This is a genomic window from Roseovarius arcticus (assembly GCF_006125015.1).
GTDB lineage: Bacteria > Pseudomonadota > Alphaproteobacteria > Rhodobacterales > Rhodobacteraceae > Roseovarius > Roseovarius arcticus.
This window is the reverse complement of sequence record NZ_SZZN01000001.1, coordinates 83,237-106,522: the sequence shown is the minus strand read 5'-3', so window position 1 is coordinate 106,522 and position 23,286 is coordinate 83,237. Positions and strand designations below refer to the sequence as shown.

The 23,286-nt window shown below is 61.6% G+C and carries 19 protein-coding genes and 1 tRNA gene; 12 read left to right on the top strand and 8 right to left on the bottom strand.

All coding sequences use genetic code 11. The features are described 5' to 3' along the window. Positions 1-192: 192 nt before the first annotated feature. Positions 193-1,014, top strand: a complete 822-nt coding sequence (locus MK6180000_RS00480) for a hypothetical protein (RefSeq protein ID WP_138932936.1) — start codon at positions 193-195, stop codon at positions 1,012-1,014. Positions 1,015-1,038: 24 nt separating this feature from the next. Next, complete coding sequence (locus MK6180000_RS00475) at positions 1,039-2,199, top strand: winged helix-turn-helix domain-containing protein (RefSeq protein ID WP_246040383.1); 1,161 nt, start codon at positions 1,039-1,041, stop codon at positions 2,197-2,199. Between the two features lie 107 nt (positions 2,200-2,306). Here the strand turns inward: MK6180000_RS00475 and MK6180000_RS00470 are convergent. The 3 genes from MK6180000_RS00470 to MK6180000_RS00460 form a co-directional block, all read right to left on the bottom strand. Further along, positions 2,307-2,393: transfer RNA gene (locus MK6180000_RS00470), tRNA-Leu, on the bottom strand. A 51-nt stretch (positions 2,394-2,444) separates the two neighbouring features. Continuing rightward, positions 2,445-2,993 carry a tetratricopeptide repeat protein gene (locus MK6180000_RS00465; protein ID WP_138932935.1) on the bottom strand — a complete coding sequence of 183 codons (549 nt, stop codon included), beginning with the start codon at positions 2,991-2,993 and terminating at the stop codon, positions 2,445-2,447. 62 nt (positions 2,994-3,055) lie between these two features. Next, positions 3,056-3,523 carry an Lrp/AsnC family transcriptional regulator gene (locus tag MK6180000_RS00460; protein WP_138932934.1) on the bottom strand — a complete coding sequence of 156 codons (468 nt, stop codon included), beginning with the start codon at positions 3,521-3,523 and terminating at the stop codon, positions 3,056-3,058. 130 nt (positions 3,524-3,653) lie between these two features. Between MK6180000_RS00460 and putA the strand changes: the two genes are divergently transcribed. The 3 genes from putA to MK6180000_RS00445 are packed head-to-tail and all read left to right on the top strand — an operon-like array spanning position 3,654 to position 8,229. Further along, complete coding sequence (gene putA, locus MK6180000_RS00455; protein ID WP_138932933.1) at positions 3,654-7,085, top strand: bifunctional proline dehydrogenase/L-glutamate gamma-semialdehyde dehydrogenase PutA; 3,432 nt, start codon at positions 3,654-3,656, stop codon at positions 7,083-7,085. Positions 7,086-7,121: 36 nt separating this feature from the next. Beyond that, positions 7,122-7,868 carry a rhomboid family intramembrane serine protease gene (locus MK6180000_RS00450; RefSeq protein ID WP_138932932.1) on the top strand — a complete coding sequence of 249 codons (747 nt, stop codon included), beginning with the start codon at positions 7,122-7,124 and terminating at the stop codon, positions 7,866-7,868. A 4-nt stretch (positions 7,869-7,872) separates the two neighbouring features. Continuing rightward, a complete protein-coding gene (locus tag MK6180000_RS00445; protein ID WP_138936274.1) occupies positions 7,873-8,229 on the top strand; it encodes a GFA family protein in 357 nt (118 codons plus the stop codon). Positions 8,230-8,232: 3 nt separating this feature from the next. On the opposite strand, the gene MK6180000_RS00440 is transcribed toward MK6180000_RS00445, so the two are convergent. From MK6180000_RS00440 to MK6180000_RS00430, 3 genes are all read right to left on the bottom strand, one after another. Beyond that, positions 8,233-9,021, bottom strand: a complete 789-nt coding sequence (locus tag MK6180000_RS00440; RefSeq protein ID WP_138932931.1) for an inositol monophosphatase family protein — start codon at positions 9,019-9,021, stop codon at positions 8,233-8,235. A gap of 196 nt (positions 9,022-9,217) precedes the next feature. Then, positions 9,218-10,324 carry a Hint domain-containing protein gene (locus MK6180000_RS00435; protein ID WP_138932930.1) on the bottom strand — a complete coding sequence of 369 codons (1,107 nt, stop codon included), beginning with the start codon at positions 10,322-10,324 and terminating at the stop codon, positions 9,218-9,220. Positions 10,325-10,565: 241 nt separating this feature from the next. After that, positions 10,566-11,486, bottom strand: coding sequence for a LysR family transcriptional regulator (locus tag MK6180000_RS00430; protein ID WP_138932929.1), 921 nt, complete (start codon positions 11,484-11,486; stop codon positions 10,566-10,568). Positions 11,487-11,583: 97 nt separating this feature from the next. On the opposite strand from MK6180000_RS00430, the gene metF reads away from it, so the two are divergent. Then, a complete protein-coding gene (metF, locus tag MK6180000_RS00425; protein ID WP_138932928.1) occupies positions 11,584-12,453 on the top strand; it encodes a methylenetetrahydrofolate reductase [NAD(P)H] in 870 nt (289 codons plus the stop codon). A gap of 28 nt (positions 12,454-12,481) precedes the next feature. Here metF and MK6180000_RS00420 read toward each other — a convergent pair whose 3' ends face one another. After that, complete coding sequence (locus MK6180000_RS00420; RefSeq protein WP_138932927.1) at positions 12,482-13,537, bottom strand: DUF2235 domain-containing protein; 1,056 nt, start codon at positions 13,535-13,537, stop codon at positions 12,482-12,484. A 108-nt stretch (positions 13,538-13,645) separates the two neighbouring features. Between MK6180000_RS00420 and MK6180000_RS00415 the strand changes: the two genes are divergently transcribed. After that, complete coding sequence (locus tag MK6180000_RS00415) at positions 13,646-14,245, top strand: HD domain-containing protein (protein WP_138932926.1); 600 nt, start codon at positions 13,646-13,648, stop codon at positions 14,243-14,245. A 4-nt stretch (positions 14,246-14,249) separates the two neighbouring features. On the opposite strand, the gene MK6180000_RS00410 is transcribed toward MK6180000_RS00415, so the two are convergent. Further along, complete coding sequence (locus MK6180000_RS00410; protein WP_138932925.1) at positions 14,250-14,660, bottom strand: group III truncated hemoglobin; 411 nt, start codon at positions 14,658-14,660, stop codon at positions 14,250-14,252. A 258-nt stretch (positions 14,661-14,918) separates the two neighbouring features. Here MK6180000_RS00410 and ileS point away from each other — a divergent pair, with 258 nt between their 5' ends. From ileS to rpsA, 5 genes are all read left to right on the top strand, one after another. Further along, positions 14,919-17,849: an isoleucine--tRNA ligase gene (gene ileS, locus MK6180000_RS00405; RefSeq protein WP_138932924.1), complete on the top strand. Its 2,931-nt coding sequence runs from the start codon at positions 14,919-14,921 to the stop codon at positions 17,847-17,849. A 74-nt stretch (positions 17,850-17,923) separates the two neighbouring features. Next, complete coding sequence (locus MK6180000_RS00400; RefSeq protein ID WP_138932923.1) at positions 17,924-19,081, top strand: trans-sulfuration enzyme family protein; 1,158 nt, start codon at positions 17,924-17,926, stop codon at positions 19,079-19,081. Positions 19,082-19,186: 105 nt separating this feature from the next. After that, on the top strand, positions 19,187-20,197 hold the full coding sequence (locus MK6180000_RS00395; RefSeq protein ID WP_138932922.1) for a PAS domain-containing protein: 1,011 nt from the start codon (positions 19,187-19,189) through the stop codon (positions 20,195-20,197). A gap of 118 nt (positions 20,198-20,315) precedes the next feature. Beyond that, positions 20,316-20,927: a (d)CMP kinase gene (locus MK6180000_RS00390; RefSeq protein WP_138932921.1), complete on the top strand. Its 612-nt coding sequence runs from the start codon at positions 20,316-20,318 to the stop codon at positions 20,925-20,927. A 98-nt stretch (positions 20,928-21,025) separates the two neighbouring features. After that, a complete protein-coding gene (rpsA, locus tag MK6180000_RS00385; RefSeq protein ID WP_342777733.1) occupies positions 21,026-22,813 on the top strand; it encodes a 30S ribosomal protein S1 in 1,788 nt (595 codons plus the stop codon). The last annotated feature ends 473 nt before the right edge of the window (positions 22,814-23,286 follow it).

Below are 23,286 nucleotides of genomic sequence, written 5' to 3'. Positions count from 1 at the left end.
GGCGATGCCTAGCAAGGATCGCGGACGAATTCCACCGCTCTCTTGCTCTGCAACATTATCCGCTCCCTTCTGCCACGGGCAGCGATCCGCCGGTCTGCTTGCACATGCGCGCCAAACCACTAGGGGTGGTGGCTCGCAAAGCTGTGCCTATATTAGGGGCGCAGCAAACAGTCGAAACAAGGGAGCCCCATCGTGCAGCAGGTGACGATCAAATTATTTGCGGCGATGCTTTGGACGCTGGGAAGCGCTGCGTCAATGAACGTGGCCATCCCGGGTGCAGCCCATGCACAATCCGGCGCGCAGCAGGAGGTCAGCCGCGCTGATCTGATCCGCCTGCTGGGGCGCTTGCACCAAGAGGGCGAAGTGCGCGCCGATCTATCTGCGCTGGGATTCGCGGGTGAAAAGCTGGATCTGGCGACACAGCACGCCGCCGACATGCTGCAAGATCCCGTCATTGCAGGGTATATCGCCGACCGGGTTCTGGCGGTCCGCGATGGCGCCCGCGTCCCGATAGCGCGGGCGCAGGGCCTGTTGTGGAGCGTTATTGATCAAGGTTTGGGGCATCTGCCGCTACGCGATCTGCGCTATTATTACTTGGTCGAGCAGGCGGTTCTGGGCGGCATGTCGCCTTCCGTCTGCGGGCGCGCCGTTAGTGGAAAATTGTCCCCTGACCGCATGGCCGAAGAGACAGCGCGCGTCGCGGCGCGCCTGAATGTCGAAGGGCTGCGCAATTACTATCGCATCCAGTTACGCGCGGCCCAGTTGGGCGCGTCGCGCGGCCCGGCCCGCATGACACAAGAGCGCGCTGCACGCGCCGAAGCGATGATATTCGATGTGCTCACGCGCTATATAGCAGCCCGCCCCGATGGCGCGGCGGTGATGCGTAGCTTTGCCAATCTGGACAAAGCCAGCAATCGCGACGCCTGCCTTGCAGGCCGGGTGTTTCTTGAGGCGGTTTTAACCCTAGAGGGGCGCGACCTGAACGAGGCGCTGATCCAGCTTAGCACCCCGTGAGCGCAGCGCTATGAGTGCGACACTGTGAGTGATGGGCTCATCATCGGCAATCGCGAGGCGCGCCGTTTGTGGCTCTGGACCAACGGACTCGCTGAAATCGGTACGGGGCGGCCTGACGTGATGGCGCTGATCCGGCAGATCGGCTTCCTGCAGATTGACACGATCCGCAACGTGACGCGCGCACATAATCACATCCTATGGTCACGCAATCCGAACTACCGCGAGGGGATGTTGTGGCCGCTGCTGGGGCGCGATCTGTTTGAGCATTTCACTCATGATGCATCCCTGATCCCGATGGAAGTACTGCCGCATTGGAGTCGCCAATTCGCCCGCATGGGCCAAAAAGCGCAGGGCGAATGGTATCGCTCGGGGCTGGGCCGCGCCGAAATTGCCGCCGTTCGCGCCCGCATTGAGACCGAAGGGCCGCTCTCGACCCACGCGTTCGACACCAAGGCCGCAAGCCGCGAGATGTGGGCGCGCCCGCCGCATAAAAAGGCACTGGACCAGATGTGGTATGCCGGGGATCTGGCAACCTGCAAGCGCACAAATTTTGTGAAGTTTTACGATTTGGCACACCGCGTTTTTCCCTCGCAGGAACATGCAGAGGCCGATGATCTTGCCTGCGTGGATGCGCTATGCGATGCGGCGCTGGATAAGTTAAGCATCGCAACCTGCGGCGAAGTCCAACGCTTTTGGGCCGCTATGGACGCCAGCGAGGCGCGCGATTGGGCCGCGAGGTGCGGCGCGCGCGAGGTGCAGGTCACTGGCGCCGACGGAGTGTTGCGCCCAGCGCTGGCCCCGTCCGATATTGAGGACCGCCTCGCCGCCCTGCCCGCCCCTACCGCCCGATTGCGCATCCTCAACCCGTTCGATCCGGCTGTGCGCGACCGGGCGCGGCTCAAGCGGCTCTTTGGATTTGAATACGTGAACGAGATGTTCGTGCCTGCCGAAAAACGGCGCTGGGGCTACTACGTCTATCCGCTGCTGGAGGGCGACCGCTTTGTCGGGCGGATCGAGCTGAAGGCGGATCGCAAGGCAGGCTGGCTGCGCGTCACGGGCTTTTGGCCGGAGCGGGGCATACGCTGGCCCGCGCCCCGTGCCGCGCGGCTGGAAGGCGAACTGTGCAGGCTGGCGCGGATGGTGGGAATCGGGCGCGTTGAGTGGGGCGTGGAGGTAAGAGCGTAATTGGGGGATCTATGCCCGCTCTCGGCATTTCGCTGCGCGAAACGCCTGCCCCTTTTGTGCGTGTTTGAGGAAAGTGCGGCGGTGAATTTTCTGTGAAAATTCCCCTTTGGTGCGGGCGGCGGGACTCGAACCCGCACGGGGACACGCCCCAACAGATTTTAAGTCTGGTATGTCTACCATTCCATCACGCCCGCATTGGGGCGGACCATACCCACGTCAGCGCCCGTGTAAAGCGCCCGCAGACATCAAAGCGCGTCTTCGGCCTCCTCTAGCACGGGTAGCAAGCTGCGTTCGGACAACCACGGGTTCATTTTTAGCGCCGCGCGCAGGGCCAGAGCGGCCTCGCCCCTGCGGTCCAGCGCAGTCAGGGTCAGCGCCTTGCCGGTCAGGGCGGCCACATGCTGCGGCGATAAATCCAACGTACGGTTTAGATCGGGTAGCGCGGCGGCGTAATCCTGCCGCAGGAAATGGACAAACGCGCGCTGGTTATATCCTTCTGCGTAATCTGGGCAGTACTCAATCAACGCCACCAGCGCGGTCATTGCGCCATCGTAATCATAGCTCTCTCGCCGCGCCATGCCCTCGTCCAGCAATTCCTGCGCGTGGTCGTCAGGCGCGTCGGTCCATAGCATCCACATCCGGTTTGACACGTCCATACCGGCGGCGCGGTCCGGGGCGGCCTGCGCCTCAGCCACCAGCGCCTGCAGCGCATCTGAGTGGGAGGGCGCAGGCGGGCAAGTCTGCGCTTGGGCTGGGGCGGCCGCGAGACTAAGGGCGATTAAGATATGTTTCATACCCCACGTTAACACCGCTCCACAGGTTTCAGTCAAATCACGTCCGCGCAGATCATGTCCGTTCAGATCGCATCCTCTGGCGCATTTTCCTTGACCGCCTGCATCGCGACGTAGGTGCTGGTGCCTGCGACATGCGGCAAAGTACTGATCCGGTCGGCCAGCATCTGGCGGTATTCGTTCATGTTGCGGGTCCGGACCTTCATCAGATAATCGAAATTTCCGGCGATGAGGTGCACCTGCTCAACTTCGGGGATCTTGCGCACCGCATCGTTGAACGCGGCCAGTGCAGCCTCTCGCGTGTCGGTCAGGCGCACCTCGACAAAGCTAACGTGATCCAGCCCCAGCCGGATCGGGTCTATCATCGCGCGGTAGCCGGAGATCACGCCATCCCCCTCCAGCCTGCGCAGCCGGGCCTGCGTGGGCGACTTGGACAGGCCGATTCGGTGGGCCAGATCGGTGATACTAATGCGCCCATCGGTGGTTAGCACACGCAGGATCGCCTTGTCGAACTTATCCAGATCGATTTGCATAGCGCCAGGCCTCATTTCCACTCATTCGCATTGCGAAATGACATCTAACAGGAAAAATAACCAAACATTCCGTGCTACGCTAGTTCAATTCATCACCGCCCTTCGGCCACTGCCACCAAAGGATGCCCTTATGCCATACGATACAGACGCCCGCCGCGCCGTTGACTTGCAAACTTATGCAAGCGAGGCCGCAACTATTGACCGGCTCAAGGCCGAAGCGAACTTGTCGCCTGAGGATCGCGCGCGGATCTGCGCCCGCGGCGCAGAGCTGGTGCGTGCCATTAGGGCGTCGTCCAATCCGGGTCTGATGGAGGTGTTTCTGGCGGAGTATGGCCTATCGACCGATGAGGGTATCGCACTGATGTGTCTGGCCGAGGCGCTGCTGCGCGTGCCAGACGCGGAAACGATCGACGCCCTGATCGAGGACAAGATCGCGCCCAGCGACTGGGGCAAGCATATGGGCCAATCTACCTCGTCTTTGGTCAACGCCTCAACATGGGCCCTTATGCTTACCGGCAAGGTGCTGAAGGAGGATCGCAAGGGTCCCGTCGGCCATCTGCGCAGCGCGGTCAAGCGAATGGGTGAGCCTGTGATCCGCACCGCCGTCGCGCGCGCGATGAAGGAAATGGGCCGCAACTTTGTGCTGGGCGAGAATATCCAGAACGCGATGGAGCGCGCCGAAAAGCTGGAGAAAAAGGGCTACACCTACTCCTACGATATGCTGGGCGAGGCTGCGCGAACCGATCGTGACGCAACGCGCTATCACCTTAGCTATAGCCGCGCCATCAGCGCCATCGCGCAGGCGTGCACCAATGACGATATCCGCAAAAACCCGGGTATTTCAGTCAAGCTGTCGGCGCTTCATCCGCGCTATGAGGTCGCGCAGCGCAGCCAGGTTATGGACATCCTCGTGCCGCGCCTTCGCAGCCTCGCGCTGTTGGCCAAATCCGCAGGTATGGGCCTGAACATCGACGCAGAAGAGGCGGGTCGCCTCGCCCTGTCGCTGGACGTCATCGAGACGGTGCTGGCAGAGCCTGCTCTGGCAGGTTGGGACGGCTTTGGTGTGGTGGTGCAAGCGTACGGCCAGCGCGCTGGCTACGTCCTTGATTATCTCTACGATCTGGCCACACGGCTGGACCGCCGCATCATGGTGCGTCTGGTCAAAGGCGCCTATTGGGATACAGAAATTAAGCGCGCCCAAGTCGACGGCATTGACGGCTTTCCAGTCTTTACGTCCAAGCCCGCAACAGACGTCAGCTATATCGCCGGCGCGCGCAAGCTGCTGTCGATGACGGACCGGATCTATCCGCAATTTGCCACACATAACGCCCACACGGTTGCGGCCGTTCTGGACATGGCCACCGATCCCGAAGCGTACGAATTCCAGCGCCTACATGGCATGGGCGAGGCGCTGCACGACATCGTGCTCAAGGAAGAGGGCACGCGCTGCCGCATCTATGCGCCCGTCGGCGCGCACCGCGATCTGCTGGCATATCTCGTGCGCCGATTGCTGGAAAACGGCGCCAACTCCAGCTTCGTCAATCAGATCGTCGATGAGGATGTCGCGCCCGAACTCGTTGCCGCCGATCCGTTTCACATGGTCGAGCAGGAGGGCATAGATCTGCCAACCGGCCCTGAGCTGTTCCTGCCTGAGCGCGTGAACTCCAAAGGTTTCGACCTGAAACACCAGCCAACACTGGACGACATTGAGGCCGCGCGCACGCCCTTTGCCACCGCCGAATGGACCGCTGCGCCGGTGCTGGCCGCCAAGGCCCAGCCCGAGGATGCGGTGAACGTCGATAACCCCGCCGATCCCGCCGACCGCCTCGGCACCGTTGCCAATGCCAGCCGCGCCGACATCGAGACGGCGCTGAGCATGTCCGCCCCCTGGACCGCCAGCGCAGCCGAGCGCGGCAAAATTCTGGCGCGCATTGGCGATCTCTACGAGGAAAACTTCGGCGAGATTTTCGCCATCCTCGCCCGCGAGGCAGGCAAGAGCCAGCTGGACGCCGTGGGCGAATTGCGCGAGGCCGTCGATTTCCTGCGCTACTACGGCGCCAATGCACCAGATACGGGACCTGTCGGCACGTTCACCTGCATCAGCCCGTGGAACTTCCCGCTCGCTATCTTTACCGGCCAGATCGCGGCAGCATTGGCCGCTGGCAATGCCGTCCTGTCCAAGCCGGCCGAGCAAACACCGCTGATCGCTCATTTCGCCGTAGGCCTTATGCACAAGGCAGGCGTGCCGAAAGCGGCGCTTCAAATGCTGCCCGGCGGCGGCGGAGTGGGCGCCGCGCTGACGTCTGACGCGCGCGTATCCGGCGTCGCGTTCACAGGGTCCACCGCGACCGCGATGAAGATCCGTAGCGCCATGGCCGACAACCTCGCCCCCGGCGCGCCTTTGATCGCCGAGACTGGCGGCATGAATGCGATGATCGTCGACAGTACCGCGCTTCCCGAACAGGCCGTGCAGGCCATCGTGGAATCGGCGTTCCAGTCCGCCGGACAGCGCTGCTCGGCCCTGCGCTGCCTCTACGTGCAGGAGGATATTGTTGAGGAATTCACCAAAATGCTGGTAGGCGCAATGGACGCCGTGGTAATCGGCATGCCCTGGGATCTGAGCACCGATTGCGGCCCGGTCATCGACGAGACAGCCCGCGCAGGTATCGCCGAGCATATCCAGACCGCCCGCGCCGAAGGGCGCCTGATCCATGAGCTCAAGACACCCAATTCCGGCACCTACATCGCGCCCACCCTGATCCGTGTGAATGGTATCGAGGATATGGAGCGCGAGATTTTCGGCCCCGTCCTGCACATGGCGACTTTCGGCGCGACCGAGTTGGACAAGGTTATAAATGCGATCAATGACACCGGATATGGCCTGACATTCGGCCTGATGACGCGCATCGATGACCGCGTGCAATACGTGACCGAGCGGGTGCAGGCCGGCAACATCTATGTCAATCGCAACCAGATTGGCGCGATTGTCGGATCGCAGCCGTTTGGCGGTGAGGGGCTGTCGGGCACCGGGCCAAAGGCCGGCGGCCCGCACTACCTACCCCGCTTTACCGCGCATCCCGCGCCAATGGCCGGTCAGGATTTCGAAGGGATCATGGCCGCCAAGGACATCCAAGCGATGCTAAACAAGGCAAAGACCGTAGAAATGGCCCCCCGCGAGGACCAGTTGATGCCCGGCCCGACGGGCGAGTCAAACCGCCTGACCAGCCACGCGCGCCAGCCGCTTCTTTGCATGGGTCCGGGCCGCGAGTCGGCCAAGGCGCAAGCCCGCTCAATCGTCGGCCTTGGCGGCATGGCTGTCGAGGTAACAGGAACGGTCCCGCCCGAGGCGCTAACCACGCTCACCGGCTTTTCCGGCGCACTATACTGGGGCGAGCCGGGCATGGCGCGGCCCTATGCGCAAGCGCTCAGCAAACGAACCGGGCCGATCCTGCCGCTGATCACAGGGCTGCCCGATGCAGGCTACGTTCTGAACGAGCGGCACGTCTGCGTCGACACCACGGCGGCGGGCGGAAATGCCGCGCTCTTGGGCGGCGCGTCGTAACTTGACGGCACTGAGACATGGGGCCAACGTGGCCCCATGTTTCCCATCCGCGATCATAACCCGTCGGGGCGTACGCCCTATGTAACCTACGCGCTGATCGTGGCGAATATCGGCGTATTCCTCAGCTATTGGTCTCTCTTCAGCGACCCATATTCGCTGAACTTATTCTATGTGAACTGGGCGATGATTCCGGCAAAAATAGTGTATGATAGCGCGTATGAAACGCTGTTTACCTCTATGTTTTTGCATGGCGGCTGGATGCATCTGGCAGGCAACATGCTATTCCTCTGGGTCTTTGGCGATAACCTTGAGGATGAGATGGGCCACCTGCCCTACCTCGCCTTCTACCTTTCCTGCGGCATCGGCGCCGGACTGGTGCAACTGGCGTCCGAGCCTTATTCGCTGGTTCCGACCGTTGGCGCATCTGGCGCCATCGCGGGCGTGATGGGCGGCTACCTGCTGCTATACCCCAAGGCAAAGGTCGATATTCTCATCATCCTGATCTTTATATTCAGGGTCGTGCCCATTCCTGCGTGGCTAATGCTGGGCGTGTGGTTCGTTTTTCAGCTGTTTGGCGGGCTGTCGATGCAGACGGGCGGCGGCGGTGTGGCATACTGGGCCCATGCTGGCGGCTTTGTCATCGGCGCGGTTCTGACTATTCCACTACTGCTGCGCCGGGGCGGCATCCAATTCTGGAAGCGCACGCACGGCCATCCGCCCCATGACGAGACGCGCTATGCCTATGCGCGCTCGCATATTCCAAACGTCAAACGCAAGAGGTGAGATGATGAAGGCAACATGCCATTGCGGAGCGGTGGAACTGCGCGTGACATTGTCGGACGGGCTTGCGACCGCCCGCCGCTGCGATTGCAGCTTTTGCGCGCGTCGCGGGGCGGCGGCAGTCACGGCTCCGTTAAATGGGATCGAGGTGCTGCGCGGCGCCGATAAACTGACGCTCTACACATTCAATACCGGCACGGCGCAGCACTACTTCTGCTCGATCTGCGGGATTTACACGCACCATCGCAGACGGTCGAATCCGAATGAATACGGTGTCAACTTAGCCGCACTTGAGGGGGTGAATCCCCGCGATCTGGGCGATATCGGCTGGGTCGACGGGCGCAATCACCCATCCGACAGCTAAGGATCACTGATTGCGGATAATCTTGGCGAATTTGCTGAATATGGCGTTGTTGGCGCAGATAACCGCGCCTTCGTCCAGAATTTCGCGCCCTTCGGTCATAGGCTCGACCAATGCACCGGCCTCGCGGGCGATCAGCAGGCCAGCGGCCATATCCCACGATTGCAGTCGCCGCTCCCAAAATCCGTCATAGCGGCCAGCCGCAACATAAGCGAGGTCGAGCGACGCTGCACCAAAGCGGCGCACACCGGCACAGGTGGGCAAAAGGCGCGCCAGATCCTGCAACGTGTGCGGCAGATCGGCACGGCCACCAAATGGCAGGCCGGTGGAGAATATGCTCTCGATCAGCTTGTCGCGCCCCGACACGCGCAGGCGCGACTCGTTCATCCACGCGCCCTCGCCCTTTTCAGCAAAGAAGAGTTCGTCCTTGGACGCGTCATAGACGACACCGGCGACGATCTGGCCCTTATGCTCCAGCGCGATGGACACCGCCCAATGCGCCAACCCGTGCAGATAGTTTGTCGTGCCGTCCAGCGGATCAACAATCCAGCGGCGGGTAGGGTCTGTGCCCGCCTCCTCGCCGCCCTCTTCGGCCAGCCAGCCGTAGGTGGGGCGCGCGTTCATCAGCTCGGATTTAATGATCTGCTCAGCCTGAATATCGGCGCGGCTGACGAAATCGCCGGCGCCCTTCATGCTGACCTGAAGGTTCTCAACCTCGCGAAAGTCCTTGGCCAGCGCGCGCCCCGCCTTGCGGGCCGCCTTCATCATCACGTTCAGATTTGCGCTGAGTGCCATGGGGTCTCGTCCTTAGCTCGGGTCAAGCCGCGCGTATAGGCTGGGCAAGGGTTGGCTGCAAGGGGCGGGGGTGTTAGAAAACAAGGCCGGTCCACCCTCGATGCCTGCTATGCGGACGAAGCCGACGTTTAACCGTGAAATTGCAATGGCCGCTTTGCCGGTATCAGCATCCGTGTACTGGTGCGCGGGATAGCGCCTATGACGCTTCTCGCATCTGCTGTGCCTCGTACCGCTCCATCTCAAGATCACGATCCCATTTCCGAACTTCATCTGCGACGCGACCGCCCTCCTTTTTGAGATGCCGGGCAATTTGGCGTTTCACCTCGCCGACGGTCAGGGTCTCTCGTGCGGGCGGGCCGTTCAAGGGCACCTGTTTGGGCACCGCACTGCCGAATATCTCATCTAAGGCCCTCCGCTCACGTCGGCAAAGACCCTTTAGCACCATCGGCCCCAGCAGCAGCGATTCCGAATAACACCCGTTGGCGCGCACGACGCTATGCCGCTTCAATGCGAAGTGTATCCAGGTAATTTGCCGCTTGCCACGCATATGCCGGATACGGGGCAATAAGGTGAGCGCCTTTGCCGGCGCGAAGCGCTCGCCGCAAAACAGGTCGCCTAGTTGCCCCTGGCTGCCTACCAGAATTCGGTGCTGCGGTGAGATGATGAGGTCGCGCGACGGGCACCCCTTGCTGAAGGCCCCAGCTTGGATCAGGACCGGACGCTTTTCTGAACAAGTACCTTCAAGAGCCTGATGTCCGCGATGGATCCAAAGGACCGGCTGCTGCCCGTCATCTACGGTATTGACAAGATCGCCCGGGCAGAGTGTCTCGATCGCGCGAGGACCGTCCGGTGTGTCGATCAGGGTTCCCGACACATAACACACCGGCGCGTTTTCGTCATGGATCGATGAGTATGATACCGGATCGGGGGTAGCGTTGCTGGACATCAAAGTTAGTACCGTACCGGGCGGCGGCGGCGGTGCGGCAAAAGCCACGAAATCCTTTGCAGTTCCCTCGATTTCGATTTGATAGGCCGTATAGGTCGTGCCGTCCGGCGCCTCCAGCGTCCAAATCTCATCGACATAGATCGTGCCGCTGGTGACCAAACCGCCGTCGTCATAGACCTCTGACGACTGGGTAGAATCGTCCGATATATTGTCGACATCCCCAGATAGGTGGGAATCATCATCCTCAACCTGTATCTCATGGCTGAAGCCTGCGGGCATAGTGAAGCTTTCGCCCTCCTGCAACGAACCGCCAGCATCAATGTCGTTCTCGTTGAGCGCGGAAAAAGTATGAAGCACGCTGCTGTCCCTTTAATCGAGTCGGCACATCATCCTTCACGGCCCTTAAAAAAGCCCTAAGCGCGACCGGCGATACGGCCCGGCCCATTTCACTGGTCGTTTTGCCGGTTGGTAGAGGTTAAACGCGCCGGACTCTGCCTGAGATCACGTCGTGGCAATTTGGCGAAAGCCGCCGCTTGCGAAATCGGCGGTTTTGGTCACTCTGGGCTCCAAGAAGACATTCGCCCCCTCCAGTTATGCCTCACCCCGAAACCCCTTCCCTTCTCTGCAACTTCACCGGAATCTCCCGCGCCAGTTTCAGCAGATGCGCCATAAACGGCTTGGCCGCGTCGTCGTCGCGGATCGCGGCATAGAGACGCTTGGTTAGGCCGCCTTCTGTGATGGGCCGCACGACATAGTCAGTGCTGGTGCGCAGTTCGCGCACGACCCAGTCGGGCAGGACGGCGACGCCTCGATTTGATGCGACCAGCAACAGGATCACTGCGGTCAGTTCCACTTGGCGGATGCTGGCAGGCTCTACCTTGGCGGGGGTCAGCAACTCAGTAAACACATCCAACCGCGAGCGATCGACCGGGTAGGTGATCAGTGTCTCGCCGCGAAAATCCTCGGCCTCGATAAACGCCTTCTGCGCCAGCGGGTGCGTGGCGGATGCCAGAAACACCGGCTCGTAATCGAATAACGGCTTGAACCCGATGCCGCGCAGCGCTTCGGGATCGGAACTGACGACCAGATCCACCTCCTCCTTTTGCAGTGCGGGCAGCGCGTCAAAGGCGAGGCCGGGGCGGATATCGACATCGACCTCGGGCCAGTTTTTCCGAAACGCCTCCAGCACCGGGAACAGCCATTCAAAACAGGCATGACACTCGATAGCGATGTGCAAGCGGCCAGAGCTGCCGTCGCGCACGCCGCTAAATTCGGCCTCCAGCGCCTCGATCTCGGGCAGCACTTTGTTCGCGACGCGCAGCAGGCGCAGGCCCGCGGCCGACAGCGTCATCGGCTTGGAGCGGCGCACGAACAGTTCTACCCCCGCCTGATCCTCCAGCCCCTTTATCTGGTGGCTAAGGGCTGATTGCGTGATGTTCAGATGATCGGCGGCGCGTGCCAGCCCACCGCAAGCGTGGATCGCGCGGATTGTTCGCAAATGCCTGAACTCGATGTGCATTATTAGCCAGCCTCATATAGATCGTGAATATTATGAATTTGCGTAATCTACGCTGCATTGCAACAAAGGCTCAACAGCTTTGATAGGAAACCTGATCATGCATGCGCCCAGAGTATCATTCGAATTCTTCCCTCCCAAGTCGCTGGAGGCGTCATTTCGTCTGTGGGATACCGTGCATACGCTGGCCCCGTTGGCGCCGCGCTTTGTTTCGGTCACCTACGGCGCGGGCGGCACGACCCGCACGCTGACGCGCGAGGCGGTCAGCACGCTGCACAGCGCGACCGGCCTGAACGTGGCTGCGCATTTGACCTGCGTGAATGCGACAAAGGCCGAGACGATGGCCATCGCCGATGAGTTCCACGCGGCCGGCGTGCGCGAGATCGTGGCGCTTCGCGGTGATGCGCCCAAGGGCAGCAGCGGCTTTAGCCCCCATCCCGAGGGGTTCAAGGACAGTTGCGAGTTGATCGCGGCCCTAAAGGAACGCGGTGATTTCACCACCATCCGCGTCGGCGCCTACCCCGAAGCCCACCCAGAGGCGGCAGACACGAGTGCCGATATCGACTGGCTAAAGCGCAAGTTTGACGCGGGCGCAGACGAGGCGATCACGCAGTTCTTCTTTAGCGCCGACACGTTCCTGCGCTTTCGCGATCGTTGTGCCGCGGCTGGCATCGACAAACCGATCATCCCCGGCATTTTCCCGATCGAGAACTGGACTGGCGCGCGGCGCTTTGCCGAATCGTGCGGCACTACGGTCCCGGCTTGGCTGAATTCGGCGTTCCAAACGGCCGAGCGTGACGGGCGCAGCGACCTGCTGGCCATTGCCCACGCGACCGAGCTGTGCAGTACGCTGATGGAGCATGGCGTGAGCGATCTGCACTTCTATACGCTGAACCGCCCCGAACTGACGCGCGATATCTGCCACGCTCTGGGGATCACGCCCAAGGTTGAGCTGCGCGACGTCGCCTAAAGCGTGCCCGCAAAGTCAGCGCCGCCCCTCATTCGGGCGGCGTTTCGCTTTTAAATACGCTTTCATGCACGCGTTCGGACGGATCGACGCCTACGATGCGCTTGCGCCGCAGCAGGAATATCCAGCCCAAGCCGCGCCATGTGCCAACAGAGGGCGCACCAACATCGCAAGGGTATCGCTCGCGCCAACCTTCGGGTAGGGGCAGGCCTGCATCCTCGCCCCGCTCCAGCATCCAGACCAGCGGGATATTCGCAAGCGGGCGCGCAGCCTCAAACCCCGTCAGATGCCCGCCGATGTCGTTATGCGCGCCGCGAAACCACACCTGCTGCACGTCAGCCTGGGTGGTGGCATCTGTCTGCCACATCACGGGGCCATAGGCGACGCGCGTCTCGTCCAACGCCAACGCCTGATAGCCCCGTAGCACCGGCGCACCCAGCGTGTGTGAGTGAAACGCGTAGGCCCCCGCGCCAAAGCGCCAGAGAATAGGCAAGCGCAGGCCCAGCGCCTTGACCGTGTCCCAGACGCCGACCATCTGGATCGGGACTGACGCGTGGCAATTTGCATCACGAAACGCCTGCACCACATCCGCGCTGCTGCCGCATTGGTAATGCCGCCACGCCTGCCGCACATTACGCTCCGTCGCGGCATCGCGAAGCAGGAGGCCGATCTCGTCAATAGCTCCGGCCAGCGACCGCACGGCGTATCCCCCGCGCGAGTATCCCATCAGATATATCTGGTCACCCGGCCTATAGCGGCTGGCCAGATACCCGTATGCCCGCCTGATCTGCCGGTTGATCCCGTGCCCCATCATCACGCCCAGCGTGCTGCGCCAGTCTTGCCATTGCAGCCCTGCCTCATAATAAAGGCTCAGATGCGTGCCGCGCGCCTCGGACAGTAGGCGATAGGTAAGGCCTGCATTGCTCTCGCAGCCCGGCACCAGCGACGACATCGTCCCGTCAAGGATCACAACATGCGTCACTGGTCCGCGCCGGGCATGGCCGCCCTCGCGCCCCTTGCGCAGGTCGCGTTCGCCGCCCGGCAGCACCCATTCATATATCCGCCGGACCCAACTGCGCCACGCCATGCTTGCTATCCCCTGCTATTTCCTGCCGCTCAAAGGGCTTGCGCTTGCCCCCAAAAACGATGTCCCATCAGGGTAGTGCCCGCAAGGCCGCCAGAACAGGAGAACCCGATGGATCACGTCAGCTTTACTCAAATGAAGGACGGTACGAAGGAGGATTACGACTTCTTGAACCGCCATGAGATCGACCATACCCGCCACACCGCCCAGCGCCTGCTGACCGCGCTTGTGGATCTGGACAAGGGGCTATCGGGCTACAAGATCACGCGGCTGGGCCATTCGCTACAATCGGCCACCCGCGCACAGCGCGACGGGGCTGACACCGATTGGATTGTCGCCGCGCTGCTGCACGATATTGGCGATATCTATGCGCCCTACAATCACGACGAATACGCCGCCACCATTCTCAAACCCTTTGTACGCGAGCAATGCACATGGTGCGTGCAGACCCACGGCGATTTCCAGATGGTATATTACGGCCACCACTTGGACGGCGCCGACCCGGACAAGCGTGAGCGGCATCGCGGCCACCCCTATTTCGACGACTGCGCCGAATTCTGCGAACGCTGGGATCAGGCCAGCTTTGATCCAGACTACGACACGCTACCTCTCAGCGACTTTGCACTGTTAGTCGAGCAGGTGTTTGCGCGAACGCCCTATGACCCGGCCGTGATCCGCCCCGGCGCGCGGGTGCCGCTGACAGGGGCATGATTTATCAGCGCAGGTTCGGCACCGTGCCCGGCGGCGCGCGCATCTCTAGCCCCACCTGAAAGCCGCGCCCGATCCGGTGCGCCAGTGCGGACCAGCGCCGCGCGGTGTCCTTGGGCAACTCCGCGGCCAAAACGGTATCAAAAAGGCCCAGCCAGATGGCAAAATGCTCGGCCTGCACATCGGTTGCGACCTTGTGCACCTGCATGGGATTGCCGTCATAGCCGCGTGTCCGAAGGATCGCATTCGCCCAAAAACGGGTGATCTTCTCCTCGTGCGCGGGCCATCCCTTTGGCCCGAGATGCGCGGCAAAGATCGGGCCCAGCACCGGATCGCGCCGCACCTTGGCATAAAATACCGTCACGACGCGCCCTATCTGGTCGTGCGAAATCTCGAACTGGGCCAGCGGGTTTGTCATGACGCGTCTCCTTTGCCGCCCGCTCATACCAACCCGCCCGTGCCAAGCCAACTCACCGCGTAGAATGCAGCATCGCCGCGCGCCTCTGGACGCCGCCGCGCCGCCGGCCTATAACGCGCGCATGGCGCATCTGATCGCGATCATTACCCGAATTACATGCCCGGCGCTCTGAGATCTGAGCCGCCGGGACAAGGCGTTCGAGCCACTCGCGCCGCCCCCTCACATCGCCCGAATTGCCCGAGATAAAGGACGCCCGAAATGTGCGCCGACACACCCGATACCGCGACCCAGACCGCCCCCGAGTACAAAGACACGCTGAACCTGCCGCAGACGGATTTCCCAATGCGCGCCGGCCTGCCCAAGCGCGAGCCGGATTGGCTGGCCCGCTGGGAAGAGATCGGCATCTATGACCGCCTGCGCGAGAAATCTGCGGGCCGCGCGCCCTTTACCCTGCATGACGGCCCTCCCTACGCGAATGGCCACCTGCATATCGGTCACGCGCTGAACAAGATCCTTAAGGATATGGTCGTGCGCAGCCAGCAGATGATGGGCAAGGATGCCCGCTATATCCCCGGCTGGGACTGCCACGGCCTGCCGATCGAATGGAAGATCGAGGAGCAATACCGCGCCAAAGGCAAAAACAAGGACGAGGTCGACATCGTCGATTTCCGCCAGGAATGCCGCAAGTTCGCCGAGGGCTGGGTGGATATCCAGCGGGGTGAATTCAAGCGCCTCGGCGTCACCGGCAAATGGGAAAACCCCTACCTCACAATGGATTTCCGCGCCGAGCGGATCATCGCAGAGGAGTTTCAGAAATTCCTGATGACCGGCACGCTGTATCAAGGGTCCAAGCCCGTGATGTGGTCGCCGGTAGAACAAACCGCGCTGGCCGAGGCCGAGGTGGAGTATCACGACAAGGACAGCTTCACGATCTGGGTGAAGTTCCCTGTGTCGACGCCGGGCGATCTGGTAGGCGCCAATGTCGTCATCTGGACCACGACGCCTTGGACCATCCCATCGAACAAGGCTGTTGTTTACGGTGCAGACTATGATTACGGCCTCTATGAAGTCACAGACACACCCGATGAGTGCTGGGCCGCCCCCGGCGAGCGCTTCCTTCTGGCCGACAAGCTGGCAGGCGAAGTATTCAGGCGCGCGCGCCTAGAAGAGGGCATGTGGAAACGTGTGCGCGGCGTGACTGCCGATGAACTAGCGGGCCTGTCCCTGTCCCACCCACTCGCCCACGCTGAAGGCTCTCTGGGCGAATGGGATACCCCCCGCTATTTCCTCGCCGCCGATTTCGTCACCGACGACGAGGGTACCGGCTTCGTCCACTGCGCGCCCTCCCACGGTATGGAAGAATTCGAGCTTTTCCGCGATCTCGGCAAGTTGGGCGAGGTCATCACCTATAACGTCATGGACGACGGCACCTTCCGCGAGGGTCTACCTTTCTTTGGCGGCAAGGCGATCCTGACGCCCAAAGGCAAAGAGGGTGACGCCAACAAGGCTGTCATCGACAAGCTGACCGAGGTGGGCGGGCTTCTGGCACGCGGCAAGGTCAAGCACAGCTATCCGCATAGCTGGCGGTCCAAGGCGCCGATCATCTATCGCAACACGCCGCAATGGTTTGCCGCCATCGACCGCCCTGTGGGCGACGGACAGGACACCTACGGCACCACCATCCGCGAGCGCGCGCTGACATCCATCGACGAGCTGGTGAAGTGGACCCCGCAAAAAGGCCGCAACCGCCTTTATGCGATGATCGAGGCGCGGCCCGATTGGGTCCTGTCGCGCCAGCGCGCGTGGGGCGTGCCGCTGACCTGCTTCACGCGCAAAGGCGCGCTGCCAACCGATGAGAATTTCCTGCTCAAGAACGAGCAGGTGAACGCCCGCATCCTTGAGGCATTCGAGGCCGAAGGCGCAGATGCGTGGTACAAGGACGGGGCCAAGGACCGCTTTCTGTCGGGCATCGTCAACCCCGATGAGTGGGACAAGGTCGACGACATTCTCGACGTCTGGTTTGATTCCGGGTCCACCCACGCCTTTGTCTTGCGCGACCGCGCGGATGGGTCTGAGGACGGGCTGGCAGACCTCTACCTTGAGGGCACGGACCAGCATCGCGGGTGGTTCCACTCGTCGATGCTTCAGGCTTGCGGCACAATGGGCCGCGCGCCCTATCGCGGCGTGCTGACCCACGGCTTCACGCTGGATGCCAAGGGCAACAAAATGTCCAAATCGGTCGGCAACACAGTGTCGCCCGACGACGTGACCAAGCAATACGGCGCCGATATCCTGCGCCTTTGGGTCGCGCAGTCGGATTATACCGCCGACCTGCGCATCGGGCCCGAAATCCTCAAGGGCGTTGCTGACAGTTATCGCCGAATGCGCAACACCATGCGCTTCCTGCTTGGCGCGCTGGCACACTTTGACGAGGCTGACCGCATCGAGGCATCCGAGATGCCGGAACTGGAGCAGTGGGTGCTGCACCGCATGGCCGAGTTGGATACCCGCGTGCGCGATGGCTACGCCGCCTATGATTTTCAGGGCGTCACCCAGACATTGCTGAATTTCTGCACGCTGGACCTGTCGGCCTTCTACTTCGACGTGCGCAAGGACGCGCTCTATTGCGATGGCGACAGCACGCGCCGCCGCGCCGCGCGCACGGTGCTTGATCTGCTGTTCCACCGCCTCACCACATGGCTCGCCCCCATCATGGTCTTTACCATGGAGGAGGTCTGGCTAGAGCGTTTCCCCGGCGCCGGATCGTCCCTGCACCTGCAGGACATGCCGGACACACCGCAAAGCTGGCTAAATCCAGAATTGGCGGCCAAGTGGACCACTATCCGCAAGGCGCGCCGCGTCGTGACTGCGGCCTTGGAGGTGGAGCGCACGAACAAGGTCATCGGCTCCTCGCTTGAGGCGGCACCGGAGGTGTTTGTTACAGACGCAGCCACGCTGGCGGCGCTGGAATCCGTCCCGTTTGAGGATGTTTGCATCACATCAGCGATCCACGCCCAAAAAGGCACCGGACCGCAGGATGCGTTCACCCTGCCCGAGGCAGACGGCATCGCCGTCATTTTCCAAAAGGCACCGGGCGATAAGTGCCTACGCTGCTGGAAGATCCTGCCAGATGTCGGCACGCATAAGCATCCCGGCACTTGCCAGCGCTGCTCGGACGCGCTTGACTAGCATTTACCGGGCGCGGAACTAATACCGCGCCCGGGCTTCGCTTTACCCGCCGATACAGCAAAGGTCCGCCAAAAATGCCCGACCTCCGCAACGCACCCCTCTCGCCCGCCACGCGCCTCGCGCAGGCCTTGCACCATGTGGAAGAGCGGACAGGCGCCGTCACCCCGTCGATCCAACCGTCGGCGACCTATGCGCGCGGGCCGGACTATGCCCCGCGCCAGTCCTACATCTATCGCCGCGACGGCAACGAGACGACTGAACTGGCCGAGGCGGTCATCGCCGATATCGAGGGCGCGGCCTCCACCCTCCTTTTTGCCTCCGGCATGTCAGCGGCAAATGCGGTGCTGGAGGCACTGCCAATGGGCGCGCATGTGGTGGCACAGGACGTGATGTATCACGGGGTCCTGCACCAACTGCGCAAGCATCACGGCACCGGGCGCCTCGTCGTCGATCTCTATCCCGCTGGCGATCTGGACGCCATGCGCGCGGCAATGCGCGCAGGCCAGACCGCACTGGTGTGGGTGGAAACGCCCAACAATCCCGACTGGACCGTCACCGACATCGCGGCCGCCGCCGACATCGCGCACAGCGCGGGCGCGCAGCTGATCACCGATTGCACCGCCACCCCGCCACCCTGCTGCCGCGCGCTGGACCTTGGCGCTGACATCTCCTTCCACTCGGCGACGAAGTACCTGAACGGTCATTCCGACGTCACCGCCGGCGCGCTATCAGTCGCGCAGCCAAGTGCGATGTGGGACGAAATCGCGGACATCCGCAAGCTGCAAGGCACGGTCCTGCACAGTTTCGACGCATGGCTGCTGGTGCGGGGTATGCGCACGCTGATGCTGCGGATTGAGAGGCAAAGCGCCAGTGCAATCACCTTCGCGCAGCACTTTGGCGGACACCCCCAGTTGCAATCGGTCCTCTACCCCGGCCTGCCCACTCATCCCGGCCACGACATCGCCGCGCGCCAGACCGGCGGGCAGTTCGGAGGAATGTTGTCGCTGATCACGCGCGGCAGCGAGCAGACGGCCATCGACACGGCGCGACATTGCCGGCTTTTCTATCCCGCCACATCCCTTGGCGGCGTCGAGAGCCTGATCGAGCATCGCAAGACAGTGTCCGGTCCCGGCTTTAACGTGCATCCGAACCTCTTGCGCCTGTCTATAGGGATCGAAGATGCCAGCGATCTGATCGCCGACTTGCAACAAGCGTTGGAGGCCGCCACTTGATACAAGGGGCCGCCCTGAGCTAAGGGGTTCAAGCCTATCTCGCTTGCTCATCGATACAAATTCGGCTTAGATACTGCATTACTTGGAATAAACGGCGAAAATATTATGTCTGCCCACATAACAAATATCGCCGATTTTTCGTATGAAAAGCTGCGCGAAAACGAAGTGTTCGCGAACGCTATCCGGCATAGTAGATTAGCACTTTGCATCACTGACCCAACGTTGCCTGACGAGCCGATCGTATTTGCCAACAAGGCGTTCTGCGAACTGACTGGCTATGACCAAGCGGATTTCGTCGGCAAGAACTGCCGTTTCCTCCAAGGGCCCGAAACGACGCGCGCGAGTATCGAGGCGATTCACACAGCGCTGGCCGCGCGCGAGGTGGCGATGATAGAGATCGTCAATTATCGCAAGAATGGCGAGAAATTCATCAATGCGCTGCAACTCGGCCCGATCTTTGACGAGGCGGGCAATCTGATCTTCCGGTTCGGCTCGCAGTTGGACGTAACGGCGCTGCGCGAGCAGGAACGCCGCGCCACAGAGCTGCGCGCGTCAGAATTGATGCACCGCCTCAAGAATATCGTCAACGTCATGAGCGTCGTCATCAAGATGACGGGGCGGACAGAAACCGACCCACAAGAATTCAGCGATAAGGTCATTCAGCGTCTTCGTGCGCTGGGCCAGACGCATTTCGATACCCTGTCAGGCGATCAGCCGCATACGCTGCAGTTTGAGCATTTGGCACGATCTTTGCTTTTGGCTTATGCGCCGCTGGGCGAGGGGCAGGTCAGGCTTCATGGCGGCGACGTGACGCTGCCGAATAGCACGGTTACCTCGCTGACGCTATTGCTGCATGAGTTGGCGACGAATTCGGTCAAACATGGCAGCCTCGGCAGTGAAACAGGGCATATACAGCTGTCGTGGAGCCTCTCGGATGAGGGCGATTTCAGCATGATCTGGCAAGAGCGCGGCGGCCCCGCAGTCACGCCACCCGTGCGCGAAAACGGCGCCGAAATCGTGAGCAAGCTAATTGCCGCATCAAACGGCACGCTGCATTTCGACTGGCAGGCAGATGGGCTGGTCGTCACGCTGAACCTGCCCTTGGACGCCGCCTAGACCACCGCGTGTCCTGATAATGCAGCACCCGCCAGCAGCATTTTTCGCACGCTCCTCGCTTGAGGCGGGCCGCGCCATGCTCTACCCATTAGCGGCGGAAACGGCGAGGAGCGCGGCAATGGCATTTACAATCGCGATCGACGGGCCCGCAGCGGCCGGCAAGGGGACTGTTGCGCGCCAACTGGCTGCGCATTTTGGATTTGCCCATCTCGATACCGGGCTGCTCTACCGTGCCACCGGCCGCCGCATGCTGGCCGGAATGGATGCGGTGGAGGCCGCTCGAACACTTCAGCCCAGCGATTTGAAGGCTGGCGATTTGCGCACCCCCGAGGTTGGACAAGCCGCCAGCCGGGTCGCGGCGATCCCCGAGGTACGTCAGGCTCTGATTGACTTCCAACGCGCTTTCGCCTCCCGCGCGGGCGGCGCGGTGCTGGACGGGCGCGACATCGGCACCGTCATCTGCCCCGACGCGGACGTAAAGCTATACGTGACCGCTAGCGATGACGTACGCGCCGCGCGCCGCCTAACGGAGCTGACGGCTACCGGACACGACGTTACCTACAACGACGTGCTCGCAGATCTGCGCCTGCGGGATGCCCGCGACAGCGCGCGCACGGCTGCCCCCCTAAAGCCCGCAAGCGACGCGGTTCTGCTGGACACCTCAACGCTGACCATTGCCCAAGCGCTAGCGGCGGCTATCGCAGAGGTAGAGCGCGCGCAGCAAAGCTAGCCCGCGCCCTTGCCAATCGCCCCCATCCGGCATATACGCGCGCCTGTCACTAAGGCGGTAATCACCGCAATCCCGAAGGATATCGAGCAGGGCCCCGGATACGGGCCCTCTTTCGGCGTTTTGCACATCGCCTGACCAATGAAACCCCAAGACCGGCGGAGACAACCGCACGGCCCGAAAAAACCCATAAAGGAATCCGAGACCACATGGCTCAAGATATATCGATGGAGGAATTCGAAGCCCTTCTGAACGAAAGCTTCGAAATGGACACGCCCGAAGAGGGCTCTGTCGTCAAAGGCAAGGTTATCGCTGTCGAAGCGGGCCAAGCCATCATCGACGTTGGCTACAAGATGGAAGGCCGCGTCGACCTCAAAGAATTCGCAGATCCCGGCGAGCAGCCGAACATCAACGTCGGCGACGAAGTTGAAGTGTTCCTGCGCTCGGCCGAAAACTCGCGCGGCGAAGCTGTCATCAGCCGCGAAATGGCCCGCCGCGAAGAAGCATGGGACCGTCTGGAGAAGGCATACGCCGCAGAAGAGCGCGTCGAAGGCGCCATCTTTGGCCGCGTCAAAGGCGGATTTACCGTCGATCTGGGCGGCGCTGTTGCGTTCCTGCCCGGCTCGCAGGTTGATGTGCGCCCCGTACGCGACGCCGGCCCCCTGATGGGCCTCAAGCAGCCGTTCCAGGTTCTGAAAATGGACCGCCGCCGTGGCAATATCGTGGTTTCGCGCCGTGCGATCCTCGAAGAGAGCCGCGCCGAGCAGCGCGCCGAAGTCATCGGCAAGCTGACCGAGGGCGACAATGTTGACGGCGTCGTCAAGAACATCACCGAGTACGGCGCATTCGTCGATCTGGGCGGCGTTGACGGCCTGCTGCACGTCACCGACATGGCATGGCGCCGGGTCAACCACCCGTCCGAGATCCTCGCCATCGGCGAGACGGTCAAGGTGCAGGTCATCAAGATCAACAAAGAAACCCACCGTATCAGCCTGGGCATGAAGCAGCTTCAGGAAGATCCGTGGGACATGGTTGCCGCGAAATACCCGCTGGAATCCAGCCACACCGGTCGCGTCACCAACATCACAGACTACGGCGCATTCGTCGAGCTGGAGCCGGGCGTCGAAGGCCTCGTCCACGTCTCGGAAATGTCCTGGACCAAAAAGAACGTGCATCCCGGCAAGATCGTCTCGACCAGCCAGGAAGTCGAAGTCATGGTTCTGGAAATCGACAGCGCCAAGCGCCGCGTTTCGCTGGGTCTCAAGCAGACCATGCGTAACCCATGGGAAGTGTTTGCAGAAACACACCCCGAGGGCACCGAGGTCGAAGGCGAGGTCAAGAACATCACCGAATTCGGTCTGTTCATCGGCCTCGAAGGCGAAATCGACGGCATGGTTCACCTCAGCGACATCAGCTGGGACGAGCGCGGCGAAGATGCGATCCAGAACTACCGCAAGGGCGACATGGTCCAGGCGGTCGTCTCCGAAGTCGACACCGACAAGGAGCGCATTTCGCTTTCGATCAAGAACCTGGGCGGCGACAAGTTTGCCGAGGCGGTTGGCGGCGTGAAGCGCGGCGCGATCATCACGGTCACGGTCACATCCATCGAGGATGGCGGGATCGAAGTGGAATATGAGGGCATGAAATCCTTCATCCGCCGCTCTGACCTCAGCCGCGACCGCGCCGAGCAGCGCCCCGAGCGCTTCTCGGTCGGTGATAAGGTAGATGCGCGCGTGACGAACATCGACTCCAAGTCGCACCGTCTGGGCCTGTCGATCAAGGCACGCGAGATCGCCGAAGAGAAAGAGGCCGTTCAGCAGTATGGCTCCTCCGATTCGGGCGCATCGCTGGGCGACATCCTTGGCGCAGCGTTGAAGTCAGACGACTGATACGCGGGCTTAGGCTTGCTAGAAAATGAAGGAGGCCCCGCAGGAAACTGTGGGGCCTTTTTTTCAATGGAAAAGGTTTTTGGGGCCTCGAACATCCGACGCTGCAAAAGACTTGTACAACCAAGATAGGCAGCAAAAAGTTCCGGCTATCCAATAACATGGCCATGAAATTGATTAACAAACGTCCATTGCCTAACTCTTCGCACATGGCCCGCCGCCTCGTGCGAAACACGATCGCGAAGCGGCGGGCCCGAGGACCGGTCCGGGAGTAGTTAGTTGCGAGTCCCATTTTTAAGAGTAACTTCCGGCCGGTTCTCACATAGCGCATACGAGGCGGCCAATACTGCGCAGCGTTGTCGACCTATACGGGCCAAAGTTGGTGATCGGGTTTCACTGTGATCCTAGCGAGTTTTCTTAAATCCCTCACAGTTACACAGCATTCATAAGCGGAGTAATCGTGGCTGAATACCGCA